At 70.2% G+C, this 15,353-nt stretch carries 13 protein-coding genes; 3 read left to right on the plus strand and 10 right to left on the minus strand.

Annotation, left to right across the window (positions count from 1 at the left end; all coding sequences use genetic code 11):
- Positions 1–28: 28 nt before the first annotated feature.
- Together dnaE and ACMV_RS13550 are read left to right on the plus strand one after the other, a co-directional pair.
- Positions 29–3,448 carry a DNA polymerase III subunit alpha gene (dnaE, locus tag ACMV_RS13545; protein WP_013640802.1) on the plus strand — a complete coding sequence of 1,140 codons (3,420 nt, stop codon included), beginning with the start codon at positions 29–31 and terminating at the stop codon, positions 3,446–3,448.
- Between the two features lie 83 nt (positions 3,449–3,531).
- Positions 3,532–4,701 (plus strand): acetyl-CoA acetyltransferase, encoded by a 1,170-nt coding sequence (locus ACMV_RS13550; RefSeq protein WP_013640803.1) that lies wholly within the window; start codon positions 3,532–3,534, stop codon positions 4,699–4,701.
- A 64-nt stretch (positions 4,702–4,765) separates the two neighbouring features.
- On the opposite strand, the gene ACMV_RS13555 is transcribed toward ACMV_RS13550, so the two are convergent.
- The 4 genes from ACMV_RS13555 to ACMV_RS13570 all read right to left on the minus strand — a co-directional run bounded on the left by ACMV_RS13555 (position 4,766) and on the right by ACMV_RS13570 (position 7,890).
- Positions 4,766–5,515: an SDR family oxidoreductase gene (locus ACMV_RS13555; protein ID WP_012040027.1), complete on the minus strand. Its 750-nt coding sequence runs from the start codon at positions 5,513–5,515 to the stop codon at positions 4,766–4,768.
- Between the two features lie 127 nt (positions 5,516–5,642).
- Positions 5,643–6,632, minus strand: a complete 990-nt coding sequence (denD, locus tag ACMV_RS13560) for a D-erythronate dehydrogenase (protein WP_013640804.1) — start codon at positions 6,630–6,632, stop codon at positions 5,643–5,645.
- 168 nt (positions 6,633–6,800) lie between these two features.
- Entirely contained in the window at positions 6,801–7,196 is a 396-nt protein-coding gene (locus tag ACMV_RS13565; protein ID WP_012040029.1) for a (R)-mandelonitrile lyase, read from the minus strand.
- A gap of 67 nt (positions 7,197–7,263) precedes the next feature.
- Positions 7,264–7,890 (minus strand): methyltransferase domain-containing protein, encoded by a 627-nt coding sequence (locus ACMV_RS13570; RefSeq protein WP_007424359.1) that lies wholly within the window; start codon positions 7,888–7,890, stop codon positions 7,264–7,266.
- A 153-nt stretch (positions 7,891–8,043) separates the two neighbouring features.
- Between ACMV_RS13570 and ACMV_RS13575 the strand changes: the two genes are divergently transcribed.
- Positions 8,044–9,522, plus strand: a complete 1,479-nt coding sequence (locus ACMV_RS13575) for an amidase (protein WP_013640805.1) — start codon at positions 8,044–8,046, stop codon at positions 9,520–9,522.
- A 19-nt stretch (positions 9,523–9,541) separates the two neighbouring features.
- Here the strand turns inward: ACMV_RS13575 and ACMV_RS13580 are convergent, their stop codons facing one another.
- From ACMV_RS13580 to ACMV_RS13605, 6 genes are read right to left on the minus strand one after another with little or no spacing between them, the layout of a single operon-like run.
- Positions 9,542–10,420 (minus strand): ParB/RepB/Spo0J family partition protein, encoded by an 879-nt coding sequence (locus ACMV_RS13580; protein ID WP_013640806.1) that lies wholly within the window; start codon positions 10,418–10,420, stop codon positions 9,542–9,544.
- On the minus strand, positions 10,417–11,208 hold the full coding sequence (locus ACMV_RS13585) for a ParA family protein (RefSeq protein WP_013640807.1): 792 nt from the start codon (positions 11,206–11,208) through the stop codon (positions 10,417–10,419). The genes ACMV_RS13580 and ACMV_RS13585 overlap by 4 nt, the downstream gene beginning before the upstream one ends.
- The gene (gene rsmG / locus ACMV_RS13590; RefSeq protein ID WP_013640808.1) at positions 11,198–11,851 is read right to left on the minus strand and encodes a 16S rRNA (guanine(527)-N(7))-methyltransferase RsmG; all 654 of its coding nucleotides are present in this window, start codon (positions 11,849–11,851) and stop codon (positions 11,198–11,200) included. The genes ACMV_RS13585 and rsmG overlap by 11 nt, the downstream gene beginning before the upstream one ends.
- The gene (gene mnmG / locus ACMV_RS13595; protein ID WP_041665115.1) at positions 11,848–13,578 is read right to left on the minus strand and encodes a tRNA uridine-5-carboxymethylaminomethyl(34) synthesis enzyme MnmG; all 1,731 of its coding nucleotides are present in this window, start codon (positions 13,576–13,578) and stop codon (positions 11,848–11,850) included. Before mnmG ends, rsmG begins: the two co-directional genes overlap by 4 nt.
- A gap of 35 nt (positions 13,579–13,613) precedes the next feature.
- Positions 13,614–14,915 carry a tRNA uridine-5-carboxymethylaminomethyl(34) synthesis GTPase MnmE gene (gene mnmE, locus ACMV_RS13600; protein ID WP_013640810.1) on the minus strand — a complete coding sequence of 434 codons (1,302 nt, stop codon included), beginning with the start codon at positions 14,913–14,915 and terminating at the stop codon, positions 13,614–13,616.
- The gene (locus ACMV_RS13605; RefSeq protein WP_013640811.1) at positions 14,912–15,262 is read right to left on the minus strand and encodes a (2Fe-2S) ferredoxin domain-containing protein; all 351 of its coding nucleotides are present in this window, start codon (positions 15,260–15,262) and stop codon (positions 14,912–14,914) included. Before ACMV_RS13605 ends, mnmE begins: the two co-directional genes overlap by 4 nt.
- Positions 15,263–15,353 lie beyond the last annotated feature (91 nt).

The following is a 15,353-nucleotide window of genomic DNA, read 5'->3' on the forward strand; positions in this document are numbered from 1 at the left end:
CCCGGCCGGTTCGTGCTAGAGCGGCCTCATGCCGCACGCCGATTTCGTCCATCTCCGCGTCCACTCCGCCTATTCCCTCTCCGAAGGCGCCATCAAGCCGGACAAGATCGCCACCCTCGCGCGCGACAACGCGATGCCCGCCGTCGCCATCACCGACACCTCGAACCTGTTCGGCTCGATCGAGTTCTCCCAGGCCTGCATGGGCAAGGGCGTGCAGCCCATCGTCGGCTGCCAGATCGGCCTTGCCCGAACCGACCTGCCGCGGCTGCCGCCCGACCCGCTGGTGCTGCTCGCGAAGGACGCCACCGGCTTCGCCAATCTCTCGAAACTCTCCTCCCGCAGCTTTCTCGACACCGAACCCGGCCTCCGCCCGCAAATCAGCCTCGATACGCTGCGCGACCATCACGAGGGCCTGTTCCTCCTCACCGGCGGCCGCTTCGGCCCGGTCGGCCGCCTGCTCGGCGACGGCCAGCGCCCCGAGGCCGCGCGCCTGCTCGCCGCCCTCGCCGAAACCTTCCCCGACCGTCTCGCCGTCGAGCTGGAACGTCACGACCTGCCAACCGAGCGCGCGGTCGAGCCAGGGCTGATCACGCTGGCGGACGAAGCCGGCCTGCCGCTCGTCGCCACCAACGAATGCTTCTTCGCCACCGAGACGATGCACGAGGCGCATGACGCGCTGCTCTGCATCGCCGAAGGCCGGGTTCTCTCCGAGGCCGAGCGCCGCCGCGTAACACCGCATCACTGGTTCAAGCCGGCGGCGGAGATGCGCCGCCGCTTCGCCGACCTGCCCGATGCCTGCGACAACACGCTGGCCATCGCCCGGCGCTGCGCGATCGCCGCCCCCACCCGCAAGCCGCTGCTGCCGATCTGCCCCAAGGTGCGCGACGGCGCGACCGAGGCGGAAACCCTCCGCGCCATGGCCGAGGAAGGCCTCGCGCTCCGCCTCGCCGCGATGAACGCCGATGCGGCGACGGCGGCGAAATACCGCGAGCGCCTCGCCCTCGAACTCGGCATCATCGAGCAGATGGGCTTCCCCGGCTACTTCCTGATCGTGGCCGACTTCATCCAGTGGGCGAAATCCCAGGGCATCCCGGTCGGCCCCGGCCGCGGCTCGGGCGCCGGCTCGCTCGCCGCCTGGGCGCTGCTGATCACCGATATCGACCCGATCCCCTTCAACCTGCTGTTCGAGCGCTTCCTCAACCCCGAGCGCGTCTCGATGCCGGATTTCGACATCGATTTCTGCCAGGAGCGGCGCGACGAGGTGATCGCCTATGTCCGCCGCGAATACGGTGCAGACCGCGTCGCCCAGATCATCACCTTCGGCAAGCTCCAGGCCCGCGCCGCGGTGCGCGACGTCGGCCGCGTGCTCGGCCTGCCCTATGGCCAGGTCAACAAGGTCGCCGAGATCGTGCCCAACAACCCGGCCAAGCCGATCCCGCTGGCCGAGGCCGTGGATGCCGAACCCCGCCTGCGCGAGATGCGGGACTCCGATGAATCGGTGAAGCGCCTGATCGAGATCGCGATGCAGGTCGAGGGCCTCTACCGCCACGCCTCCACCCATGCCGCCGGCGTCGTCATCGGCGACCGCCCGCTGAACGAGCTTGTCCCGCTCTACAAGGACCCGCGCTCGGACATGCTCATCACCCAGTATTCGATGAAGCATGTCGAACAGGCCGGCCTCGTGAAGTTCGACTTCCTCGGCCTGACCACGCTGACCATCATCAGCCGCGCGCTGAACTTCCTCGACGGCCTCGGTACCCCGGTCGACATCGCGAAGATCCCGCTCGACGATGCGAAAACCTACGAAATGCTCTCCCGCGCCGAGGCCGGCGGCGTGTTCCAGTTCGAAACCCAGGGCTTCCGCGACGTGCTGCGCCAGATGCGCCCCGACCGGTTCGAGGACCTGATCGCCGCCGTCGCCCTCAACCGCCCGGGCCCGATGGCCAACATCCCCGCCTATTGCGCCCGCAAGCACGGCGAATCCTGGGAAAGCCCCGACCCGTCGATCCACGAGATCCTCTCCGAGACCTACGGCATCATGGTCTACCAGGAGCAGGTCATGCAGATCGCCCAGAAAATGGCGGGCTACAGCCTCGGCGCCGCCGACCTGCTGCGCCGCGCCATGGGCAAGAAGATCCGCGCCGAGATGGAGGCGCAGCGGAAAATCTTCGTCGAGGGCGCGGTCGCGCGCGGCACCGCCGAGGCCAAGGCCGTCGAGGTGTTCGACCTGATGGCGAAATTCGCCGATTACGGCTTCAACAAATCCCACGCCGCCGCCTACGCGCTGGTCTCCTACCAGACCGCCTGGCTGCGCGCGAACCACCCCGCCGCCTTCATCGCCGCCTCGATGAGCCTGTCCCAGGCCAACCACGAGAAACTCGCCGCCCTCAAACAGGACGCGGTGCGGATCGGCATTCCCGTCCTGCCGCCCGATATCAACGCCTCGGCGGCCGATTTCACCGTCGAACGCCAGGCGGACGGCACGCTCGCCATCCGCTACGCGCTCGCCGCGATCAAGCGCGTCGGCGCCGGCGCGATGCAGGACGTGGTGCGCGCCCGCGCCAACCGCCCCTTCGCCGACCTCGCCGATTTCGCCGCCCGCGTCGATCCCCGTGCGCTCAACAAGGCGCAGATCGAGCAGCTCGCCCGCGCCGGCGCCTTCGACCGGATCGACCCCAACCGCGCCCGCGTCGCCGCCGGCGCCGAGCTGCTGGTCCGCCGCGCCCAGGCCGAGGCCGAGTCCCGCGCCTCCGGCCAGATCAACCTGTTCGGCGACGCCGCCGCCCCCGAACCCCTGCCCCTGCCCGACGTGCCGGACTGGCCGGCCTTCGAGCGGCTGAGCTTCGAGGCCGAGGCGGTGGGCTATCACCTTACCGCCCACCCGCTCGATGCCTACGACACCGTGCTGCGCCGCCTCGGCGTCGTTCCCTCGAACCTGATCGAGGCACGGGCGAAGGCCGGCATCGGCCGGGTCAAGCTCGCCGGCGCCGTGGTCGGCCGCAAGGAGCGCACCACCCGCACCGGTAGCCGCATGGCCTGGGTCATGCTGTCCGACCAGGCCGGCGGCTTCGAGGTCACGCTGTTCTCCGAACTCCTCGCCACCGCGCGCGAGCTGCTCGCCGAGGGCGCGATGCTGCTCGTCACCGCCGATCTGCGGCTCGATGGCGAAAGCCTGCGCGTCACCGCGGTCGATGTCGAACCGCTCGACAAGGCGGCGGCCAATGCCGGCGCGGGGCTGCGCATCACCGTCGAGGGGCGCGAGGCGCTCGGCTCGATCCGCGCGCTGCTGGAGCGCGAGGGCCGCGGCAAGGGCCGCGTGCTGCTCGCCCCGCGGATCGACACCGCTGCCCGGCTCGACATCGCACTGCCCGGCGGCTTCAACGTCTCGCCCCGCCTCGCCCAGGCGATGAAGATGATCCGCGGCGTCGCCGAGGTGGCGGAGCTCTGATCCACCATCTTGCCCTCGGCGGCAGGCGCGTCCCATATTCGTGAAAACGCCGCGCGCTTGCGCGGCACCGCGAGGAGACCACCATGACCAGCACCGCCATCGCCGGCTGGGCGCACACGCGTTTCGGCAAATCCGACAGCCCCGATCTCGAGGATCTCCTGGCCGAGGCCGCCACCGGCGCCATCGCCCATGCCGGGATCGACCCGAACGAGATCGACGCCGTCTTCGTCGGCAATTTCAACAACGGCTTCACCAGGCAGGATTTCCCCTCCTCGCTGCCGATGCAGGCCGTCCCCGAACTCCGCTTCAAGCCGGCGACGCGTTACGAGAACGCCTGCGCCTCCGGCTCCGCCGCCATCCATGCGGCGCGGGATTTCATCGCCGCGGGCCGCGGCCGCATCGCGCTTGTTCTCGGCGGTGAGAAGATGACCGCCTGCCCCAAGGAACAGGTCGGCGAAAACCTCCTCGGCGCCTGCTACCGGCGCGAGGAGGGCGACATCCAGGCCGGGTTCGCCGGTGTGTTCGGCCGCATCGCCGAGAGCTATTTCCAGCGCTTCGGCGACCAGTCCGACGCGCTGGCCGCCATCGCCGCGAAGAACCACCGCAACGGGGTCGACAATCCCTACGCGCAGATGCGCCGCGATCTCGGCTTCGAGTTCTGCCGCCGTGAATCGGAAAAAAATCCTATCGTCGCCGGCCCGTTGAAGCGCACCGACTGCTCGCTGGTCAGCGACGGCGCCGCTTCCATCATTCTGACCGACGAGGACACCGCCCGCGCCTTGCCGCAGGCCGTGCGTTTCCGGGCCGCCGCCCATGTGAATGATTTCCTACCGCTCTCCCGCCGCGACCCGACAAGGTTCGAAGCCGGCGAACGCGCCTGGGCGCAGGCGCTCGCCGCCGCCGGCCTCACGCTGGACGACCTGTCCTTCGTCGAGACGCATGACTGCTTCACCATCGCCGAGCTGATCGAATACGAGGCGATGGGCCTCGTCCCGCGCGGCCAGGGCGCGCGCGCCGTGCTGGAGGGCATCACCGCGCCGGATGGAAGGCTGCCGGTCAACCGCTCCGGCGGGCTGAAATCCAAGGGCCACCCGGTCGGCGCCACCGGTGTCTCGATGCATGTGATGGCGGCGATGCAGCTCACCGGCACCGCCGGCGACATGCAGCTCCCCCGCGCCGACCTCGCCGGCATCTACAACATGGGCGGCGCCGGGGTCGCCAACTACGTCTCGATCCTCGACCGCCTGAACTGACGGTTTCCCGAACCCGCCGCACCCGACCCTCCTCGCGCCGGGCCGGGTGCGGGGGATGCAAACATCAGCCGCGGCCGACGAAGGGCATGTTGGTCGCCATCACGGTGACGAACAGCGCGTTCGCATCCGCGGGCAGCCCGGCCATGTAGACCAGCGTCCGCCCCACCGACTCGACATCCATCGTCGGCTCCGCCTTCATCGAGCCGTCCGCCTGTGGCACGCCGGTGGTCATCCGCCGCGTCATCGGGGTGGCGGCGTTGCCGATATCGATCTGACCGCAGGCGATATCATGCGCCCGCCCGTCCAGCGCGATGGTGCGCGTCAGCCCGGTGATCGCGTGCTTGCTGGCGGTATAGGCCGCCGAGCCGGGCCGCGGCACATGCGCCGAGATCGAGCCGTTGTTGATGATCCGCCCGCCGCGCGGCGCCTGGTCGCGCATCATCCGGAAGGCGGCGTTGGCGCAGAGAAACGCGCCATCGAGATTAACCGCGATGACGTGCCGCCACTGCGCCCAGGTCATGTCGCCGAAATTGGTGGTCGGCACGTTGTTGCCGGCGTTGTTGAACAGCAGGTCGAGCCGCCCGAACCGTGCGCGCACCGCCGCGAACAGCGCCTCCACCGCGTCAGGATCGGTAATATCCGCCGGAAACGCCTCGGCCTTGGCCCCCGCGCCCGCCTCGGCAATCGTCTCCTCCAGCGCCTCGCGCCGCCGCCCGACCAGCGCCACCGTCCAGCCATCGGCCAGCAGCGCGAGCGTCGCCGCCCGCCCCACGCCGCTGCCGGCCCCCGTCACCATCGCGATCCTGCTCATCATCCCGCTCCCGTCCCGTTGCGCCGTTAGAGCACGTTCCGATCCTGATCGATCGGATGTCGTGCTCTATCTCGTTGATACCTAGAGCATCTTCATCCGATCAGATGACTCCATCCGATCGGATGATGCTCTAGCCCGGCGGACTGCCGCCAAGCTCATCCTCGATATGCACGCGGATGATCTCGTCGAATGTCGTCTCCGCCGCGAAGCCCAGCGTCTTCGCCCGTGTCGCGGTGAAATTCTCCGGCCAGCCGGCGACGATCCGCGCGATGGTCGGGTCAGGCACGCGGCGGATCAGCTTCACCGCCCGCTCGCCGGCCACCCGCCGCAGCGCCTCGATCTGCTCGCCCACCGTGGCCGACAGGCCGGGCAGGTTCAGCGTCCGCCGGTTGCCGAGCGGGGCGAGATCCATCGACGCCGCGCGGACCAGGAAGCCCACCGCCGCGCGCGGGCTCGCATGCCAGTGCCGCACGCTCTCCTCCACCGGCAGCACCGCCTCCTGCCCCACCAGCGGCTCGCGCAGGATGTTCGAGAAGAAGCCCGAGGCCGCCGCGTTCGGCTTGCCGGGACGGATGCAGATCGTCGGCAGCCGGATCGCGATGCCGTCCATGAAGCCACGCCGCGTGTAGTCGTTGAGCAGCAGCTCGCCGATCGCCTTCTGCGCGCCATAGCTGGTCAGCGGCGCGCAGAAGAACTCGTCGTCGATCACCTCCGGGAAGGGCGCGCCGAACACCGCGATCGACGAGGTGAACACCACGCGCGGCCGGTAGGGCGCCTTCGCCGCCTCCGCCCGGATCGCCTCGAACAGCAGCCGGGTGCCGTCGAGATTGATGCGATATCCCTTGTCGAAATCCGCCTCCGCCTCGCCCGAGACGATGGCGGCGAGATGCACGATCACCTCCGGCCGTGCGGCGACCAGTGCGGCGGCAACGCCCGGCGCCGAAAGATCCGCCGCCTCGCAGGACGCCTTTCCCGCAAACCCCGCCGGCGCCTCCGGCGCGACCACGTCGATCAGGCTCAGCGCCTCGACCGGCTTGCCCTCCAGCGCCCCGTCGGCCGCGATCCGCGCCGCCAGCTTGCGGCCGAGCATGCCCCCGGCCCCGATGATCATCACCTGCATATCCGCTCCGTTCCTCCGCCGTTGATCGCGCCTGCGCGCATTCCCGTCTGTCTTGCCTCATGCCGCCGCCGGCCCGCGCCACTCAACACGGGTCAGGGCGACGTTTCTACCTTTTATATATATTCTCCAATCTCCCGCGGCCGCAACCGCGGAGACGCATTTCGGACGTCAGCGGCGATACTCGTCGTCCGTCACATGCTCGAGCCAGGTGACGGCCGAGCCATCGAGCCGCTCCTGGATCGCGTAATGGCTCATTCCCGTCGTCGGCGTGGCGCCATGCCAGTGCCGCTCGCCCGGCGCGAACCACACCACGTCACCCGGCCGGATCTCCTCGACCGGCCCGCCCTCGCGCTGCACCCAGCCGAGCCCCGACGTGACGATCAGCGTCTGCCCGAGCGGATGCGTGTGCCAGGCCGTCCGCGCCCCGGGCTCGAAGGTGACATGCGCCGCCGCGACCCGCGCCGGCTCCGGCGCCGTGTTGACCGGATCGATCCGCACCGATCCGGTAAAATACGCCTGGGGTCCAGGCGTTGAGTCCCGCGCGCCGCTTCGCCAGATTTCCATTGTCCTGCTCCTTTGTCCGTCCGTCGCCTTCCCGCCAGAAGAGCAAACCCGCCCGCCGGCGGCAATATCAGTTCCGCGGCTCCGGCAGCCGCCCGCCACGCGCAGCCTCCGCCGCGGTGGCCTTGCGCAGCACGACCTCGATCGCGCATTCGGACGCCGGCAGCATCGTCTGGTCCATGCGCTCCATGCGGTAGAGAAAGGTCGAATCCAGCAATTCGACCTTCAGCGGCATCACGCCGTCGAGCTGCGCAATCAGGGCCAGCACGTTCACCGAGCGGGGACTCCAGGTCGTCTTCTTGTACAGCGTGAAGGTACATTTGTGATCGGCGTTGAACGTCGAGGGGAAAACGCCCTGTTCGTACAGATCCTCATCGGGCACCAGAACCACCATGTGCCCGCCCGGCTTGAGCACCCGCAGCCAGTTGCGCAGCGCCACCAGCGGGTCGCGCATGTGTTCGAGGCAGTGCGAGGAGTGCACGAAATCGAAGCTCGCGTCCGGCACACCCTCGAGATACTGGGCATCGCCGTCCGCGAGATCCCAGCTCCGCACCTCGCGCATGAGCGGGAACAGCTCGGCATAGAAGGAAATCGGGTCCGGGCCCGAGCCGATATCGATCCCCTCGCCCACGAAATATCGCGTGGCGAATCGCGAATCGGTCAGGCGCCGCATGATCGACTTGCTCGCTTCCCGCACGTCCGTCTCTCCCCCGCCGCGGCGTCCGAGGCCCGGCGCGGCGGAGATTACCCGTTCCGGCCGATGCACGAAAGCGGCGGCAGACCGGCTTGACCAGGCGGCATCGCCGGGGCGTTATCGCATCCGACCCCAGCCAGAGGATGTTCGCCCGCGATGACCGAACCCTGCGACCTGCCAGCGACCGAAGCGCGCCGCCTGATCGGCAGCCGGAAGCTCTCCTCCGTCGAACTCACCGAAAGCTGCATCACCCGCATCGAGCGCGTCGATCACGCCGTCAATGCGATGGTCGCGCGCGATTTCGAGCGCGCCCGCGCCGCTGCCCATGCCGCCGAGGACGCGGTGATGGCGGGCAACCGCCTCGGCCGGCTGCATGGCCTGCCGCTCGGCATCAAGGACCTGGAGGATACCGAGGGGCTGCGCACGACCTATGGCAGCCTGATGTTCCGCGACAATGTGCCGAAGGCCGACCAGCACCTCGTCGCCACCATCCGGGCGGCGGGCGGCATCGTCCTCGGCAAGACCAACACGCCGGAATTCGGCGCCGGCGGCAATACCCGCAACCTCGTCTATGGCGCCACCGGCAACCCGTTCGATCCCACGAAATCCGCCGCCGGCTCCTCCGGCGGCTCGGCCGTCGCCCTCGCCACCGCCATGGTCCCGCTCGCCACCGGCTCGGACATGGGCGGCAGCCTGCGCAACCCGGCGTCGTTTTGCGGCATCGTCGGCATGCGCCCCTCGCCCGGCCTGTTCCCCTCGGAAAAGCGCCTGCTCGGCCCCTCCGGCCTCGGCGTGCTCGGCCCGATGGCGCGCTCCGCCGCCGACCTCGCCCTGATGTTCGACGCCACCGCCAGCCACGATCCGCGCGACATGCTCTCGGCGCCGCTCTCGACCGACGAGGCAGCTTCCCGGGCCGCCGCCGATCTCGGCACGCTGCGCGCCGCCTTCACCCCGGATTTCGGCTTCGCGCCCACCTCGCGTCAGACCCGCGCCCTCTTCGCCGACCGCGCCGCGCGCCTTGCCCCGCTCTTCGCCAGCGCCGAGGACGCAACCCCCGACTGCCGCCACGCGGACGAGACCTTCGCCATCCTCCGCGCCGTCAATTTCCTGGCCTCCTTCGGCGCCACCTACCACACCGACCCCGACCGGCTCGGCCCCAATGTCCGCGCCAATGTCGAGGAAGGGCTGCGCTACACCGCGGCCGACGTCGCCCGCGCCCTGCACGCGCAGACCACGCTCTACGGAGCCTGGCAGCGCTTCTTCGCGACGCATGACGTGCTGATCACACCGGCGGTGACCATCCAGCCCCGGCCATGGACCGAGCTGTTCCCCGCCGAAATCGACGGCGTGGCGACGAAATCCTATTACCACTGGCTGGCGCTGGCCTATGCCGTCACCCTGGCCGGCCATCCGTCGGTCTGCCTGCCGCTCGGCACCGATGCCGACGGCATGCCGTTCGGCGTGCAGATCATCGGGCGCCGCCACGGCGACCGCGCGGTGATCGAGACCGCGAAGGCGATCGAGGCGATGGGCGCGGCAATGGGACCGGAACTCTCCCGACCGGTGCCGGACATCGAATCGCTCGCCGCCGCGCGGCCGATCCGCGAGATGGCGGGCTTTCTCGACATGGGCTGATGCCGCCCGCCGCGGCGGCTTACTGGCCGCCGCGCAGCAGGGCGAGGATGCCGTCGAGCTGGTCGAGATCCTGATAGGCGAGCGACACCGACCCGCCCTTGCCATCGAATGTCACCCTGACCCGGAGGCCGAGCAACGCGGTGAGCTCGGTTTCGAGGCTGCGCGTCACGCTGTTCTCTGTCGCCTCGCGGCGGGACCGGCCCGGCTTCGGCACCAGCGCCGCCTGCACCATTGCCTCGGTCTGCCGCACCGTCAGCCGCTTCGCGACGATCGCCCGCGCCGCCGCTTCGGGATCGGGGTGCTGCAACAGGGCGCGGGCGTGGCCGGCGCTCAGGTCGCCGCCGCGCAACGCCTTCTGCACCGAGGTCGGCAGGTTGAGCAGCCGCATCATGTTGGCGACATGCGGGCGCGATTTCGCCACCACGCGCGCCAGTTCCTCCTGGATCAGGCCGAATTCCTCGACCAGGCGGCGATACCCTTCCGCCTCCTCGATCGGGTCGAGATCCTGGCGCTGCAGGTTCTCCACCAGCCCCGCGGCCATCGCGTCGCTGTCGGAAAGGGCGCGCACAAGCACCGGCACCTCGTGCAGCCCCGCCCGCTGTGCCGCCCGCCACCGGCGCTCTCCGGCGATGATCTGATACTGCCCGGCCTTGTCGGGCACCGCCCGCACCAGCAGCGGCTGCAATACACCCTGCGCCTTGAGCGAGGCGGCCAGCTCCTCGAGCGCCGTTTCGTCCATCGCCTGGCGCGGCTGGAACGGCCCGGGATGCAGCGCCGCGACCGGCACATGCCGCACGCCCTCGCCCATGGCCGCCTGCCCGGCCGCCGCGACGGTGCCCGGCCCGAGCAGCTCCGCCAGCCCCTTGCCGAGCCGGCGCGGCGTCTCCCGCGCGCTCATACGCCAGCCTCCACCGGCTTCTGCCGCTGCAGGAATTCAGCCGCGAGCGCCACATAGGCCTGCGCGCCGACCGAGCGGAAATCGTAGAGCAGCACCGGCTTGCCATGACTCGGCGATTCGGTGATGCGGATATTGCGCGGGATCACGGTGTCGAACACGCGGCCGCCGAAATAGGCGCGCACGTCGTCCGACACGGCCTGGGCGAGATTGTTGCGTCGGTCCAGCATGGTCAGCACCACCCCCTCCAGCGCCAGGCCCGGATTGAGCGAGTGGCGCACCAGATCGATCGTCCGCATCAGCTGGCTGATTCCCTCCAGCGCGAAGAACTCGCATTGCAGCGGGATCAGCACCGAGGAGGCGGCCACCAGCGCATTCAGCGTCAGCAGGCCGAGGCCGGGCGGACAGTCGATGAACACATAGCCGAACTGCCCGGCCAACCCTGGCTCGCCCAGCGCGCGCCGCACCAGATGTTCCCGCCCCTCGGCGCCGGCGAACTCGATATCGGCGCCGATCAGGTCCTCGGTCGCGGGAATGATCAGCAGGCCCGGCACCTCGGTCGGCAGCACGAGGCTGGCCGCCGGCGCCTCGCCGGTCATCAGCGCGTAGCTGCCGATCCCGCGCTCGTCGGTGCCAATGCCGAAACCGGTGCTGGCATTGCCCTGCGGGTCCAGATCGATCAGCAGCACGCGCTCACCCGTCGCGGCCAGCGCCGTCGCGAGATTGATCGCGGTGGTGGTCTTGCCCACCCCGCCTTTCTGGTTGGCGATCGCGATGATCTTAGGCTGCACGGCGTAACTCGCTGATCCGGAGAATCGCGGCGCCCGCATCCGTCTGGCTGGGGAACCGCTCCGCCCTCATCTGCCAGCCCTCGGCGGCCGCGGTCAATTCGGCATCGGCGCCACGCCCCTTGAGGAACAGGCAAACCCCGCCGGGGGCCAGCAGCGGCGCCGCATAGCCGAACAGCACGGGCAAAGCCGCCAGGGCACGCGCCGTCACCAGCGGCGAGGGCTCGAGCCGGGCCTGCTCGATTCGCACCGACAGCACGGTGGCGTTCAGTTTCAGCTCGGCGATCGCGGTTTGCAGGAATGCGGCCTTGCGCCGGTCGGATTCGATCAGGGTGAAACCGATCTCCGGCCGGGCGATCGCCAGCACCAGCCCGGGCAATCCGCCGCCTGAGCCGAGATCCGCGGCGCGGAAGGCGCCCTGCGGGACGAGCGGCAGCATCTGGAGCGAATCGAGAATGTGCCGGCTCCAGATTTCGGCAGGGGCGGCATCCTTGCGCGAGACCAGATTGATTCGCGCGGTCCAGCGAAGAATCAGCGCCGCGAAGGCTTCGAGCCGCGACAATGTTTCACGTGAAACAAGCGCCTCGATCCGCTCCCGTGTTTCACGTGAAACATCGCCCGCCGACGCGCCGCCCCCGCCGCTCATGCCGCGAGCGGCCGCGGCCGGCGGAGGGCGGCGAACAGCGCGCCCAGGGCCGCCGGCGTCATGCCCTCAAGCCGCCCGGCGACCCCCAGCGTCTCCGGGCGGACCCGTTCGAGCCGGGCGCGGATCTCCGCCGACAATCCGCCGACCACGGAAAAATCGAAATCCGGCGGAATCAGCACGGCGTCATCCTTGGCCCGCGCGCGGATCTCGCTTTCCTGCCGGGTCAGATATCCCTCGTAGAGCCGGTCCGCCGCGACGATCGCCGCCGCCTGTTCGCTCCCGGCTCCACCGTCGCGAACCGTGGCAACCGCTGCCGCCAGCGCCGCGAACGCCGCCTGCCGCGCCGGGCCCACACATCCCCAGTCCAGCCCGCGTGGCGTCAGCCGCAGATCGGCATTGTCCGCCCGCAGGCTCAACCGATGCTCCGCCCGCGAGGTGAACATCCGGTACGGCTCGCTGACCCCCCGCGTGACCAGATCATCCACCAGCACGCCGATATACCCCTCGTGCCGGCGCACCGTGACCATCGACCGTCCGGCCGCGACCAGCGCCGCGTTCACCCCGGCCAGCAGCCCCTGCGCGCCGGCTTCCTCATACCCGGTGGTGCCGTTGATCTGCCCGGCCAGGAACAGGCCCGGCACCTTCTTCAGCGCCAGCGCATGGGTGAGCTCGCGCGGGTCGACATAATCATATTCCACCGCATAGCCCGGCCGCAGCAGCACGGCGCGGGAAAGCCCCGGCATTGTGCGGATGAACGCTTCCTGCACCTCTTCCGGCAGACTGGTCGAAATCCCGTTCGGATAGACCGTTTCGTCCTCCAGCCCCTCCGGCTCCAGAAACACCTGATGCCGCGGCCGCTCGGCGAAGCGCACCACCTTGTCCTCGATCGAGGGACAATACCGCGGCCCCGCGCCGTCGATCCGCCCGCCATACACCGCCGAGCGGTGCAGGTTGGCGTTGATGATCGCATGGGTCTCCGGCGTCGTCTCGCTGATCCGGCAGGAGATCTGCGGGTTGGCGATCCGCCCGGTCAGCAGGCTGAACGGCGCGGGCTCCGCCTCGCCCCGGTCCTCCGGCAGCGCCTCCCAGTCGATCGAGCGCCGGTCCAGCCGCGCCGGCGTGCCGGTCTTGAGCCGGCCGAGCGCCAGGCCCAGCCCGCGCAGCCGCGCCGACAGCGCGTTCGACGCCGCATCGCCAACCCGCCCGCCTTCCTCCGTGCGCTCCCCAAAATGCAGCACGCCGCGCAGAAAGGTCCCGGTGGTCAGCACCGCCGCCCGGCAGGCGATGCGCGCGCCCGCACCGGTGATCACCGCCGCCAGGGCGCCATCCGCCGACAGTTCGAGGTCCGCCGCCTCGCCTTCGAGGATCGTCAGCCCATCCTGCGCGGCCAGCAGCGCCTGCACCGCCGCGCGATACAGGCCCCGGTCCGCCTGCGCGCGCGGCCCCCACACGGCCGGCCCCTTGCTGCGGTTGAGCATCTTGAAATGGATGCAGGCGGCATCAGCGGCGCGGCCCATGATGCCATCCAGCGCGTCGATCTCGCGCACCAGATGCCCCTTGCCGATCCCGCCGATCGCCGGATTGCACGACATCTCGCCGATCCGGTCCCGCCGGTGGGTCAGCAGCGCAGTCCGCGCTCCCATCCGCGCCGCCGCCGCCGCCGCCTCGGTGCCGGCATGGCCGCCCCCGATCACCACAACATCGAACATATCCCGCAAGCTCGTCATGCGCGGGCCTATAGCACCATTTGCCGGATGGAAGGCTATTTGCCGATGCAGAAGCTGGAAAATACCTGGTCGAGCACGTCCTCGACGCCGATCGTCCCGGTCAGCCGGGCCAGCGCCACCGCCGCCGCCTGCATCTCCTCGGCCCGCAATTCCGGCACGTCGATGGCAAGCGCCCGGTCCAGCGCCGCCGCCACGTCGCGCAGGCAGGCGATCTGCCGGGGCCGCGGCAGCGCCGGCCCGGCGCCGCGCTCGACCAGCGCCTCCACCCGCGCGCGCAACGCGGCCAGCAGATCCGCCAGCCCCGCGCCTGTCCGGGCACTCACCGCCAGCATCGCCGCCGGTACCGCGCCGCCCAGATCCGCCTTGGTGGCGATCCGCAGCGCGGGCACATCCGCAGGCGCGTCGGGAAACGCGAAATCGGGGGCAGCACCGCAAAGGATCAAAAGATCCGCCCGGCGCGCATGGGCCTCGGCGCGGCGCACGCCCTCCGCCTCAATCGCGTCGTCCGACCGCCGCAGCCCCGCCGTGTCCACCAGCCGGACCGGAACCCCGCCAAGGTCGAGCCGCACGCCGATCGCATCGCGCGTCGTCCCCGGAATGTCGGAGACGATCGCAACCTCCTCGCCGGCAAGCGCGTTGACCAGGGTGGACTTGCCGGCATTTGGCGCGCCGAGCACGACGATCTCCACCCCCTCGCGCAGCCGCTCGGCCGCAAGCCCGGCGCCGATGGCGGCAACGATTTCGTCGCGCAGCCGCGCCATCGAAGCCAGCATCGCGGCTTCCACCTCCGCCGGCAGGTCTTCATCCGCGAAGTCGATCAGCGCCGCGAGCTGCGCCATCAGCCCGATCAGCGCCTCCCGCCAGGCCGCGACCGCGCGGCTCATCGCCCCGCCCGCGAGGTCGAGCGCGAGTTGCCGTTGCGCCTCGGTCTCGGCGTCGATCAGGTCGGCGATGCCCTCGGCCTCCAGCAGGTCGAGCCGGCTGTTGAGAAAGGCGCGGCGGGAGAACTCGCCCGGTTCCGCCGGCCGCGCGCCGAGATCGAGCAGGGCGGCGGTGATCGCCGCGCGCACCGCCCGGCCGCCATGCAGGTGGAACTCGGCATAATCCTCGCCGGTCACGCTGGCCGGGCCGGGAAACCACAACAGCAGCCCGCGGTCGATGATTCCGCGCCGCCCATCGCGAAAACTGCGCAGGCTGGCGCGGCGTGGCGCCGGCAGGCTGCCGGCCAGCGCCCCGATCACCCGCGCCACCCCCGCCCCGCTGAGGCGGAGGAGCGAAATGGCGCCGCCGACGCCGCTCGCCGGCGCGAAGATCACGTCGGGCGGAGCGAGACTCATTTCGCCGGCGCGACCTCGCCCGGCAGCATCAGCTCGGCGACCGGGCGGCCGCCCTGCACATCCTCGGTCAGGATCCGGTCCACCGCGTCGCGGTCCGGCACGCGATACCAGCGCCCCGCCGGGTAGATCACCACGGTCGGCCCGTGCTCGCAGCGGTCGAGACAGCCGGCGGCGTTGATGCGCACGCCCTGCAGGCCGAGTTCCTTCGCGCGGGCCTTCATGTAGTCGCGCAGTTTCTCCGATCCCTTGCCGCCGCAGGAGCCGCGCGGATGTCCCTCCGGGCGGTGATTGCCGCAGACGAAGACGTGATGGGCGAAATACGGAGGCTGCGCCGGAACATCATTCATGTCGTTCAGCTTTCATATCAATCTCGGGAAGAGCCCTCGCGTTCGGGCGCCGGACTGCTATCTACCGGAGCAGAAACGCTTCAGAAAGTCC

Origin of the sequence: Acidiphilium multivorum AIU301 (assembly GCF_000202835.1) — a bacterium.
GTDB lineage: Bacteria > Pseudomonadota > Alphaproteobacteria > Acetobacterales > Acetobacteraceae > Acidiphilium > Acidiphilium multivorum.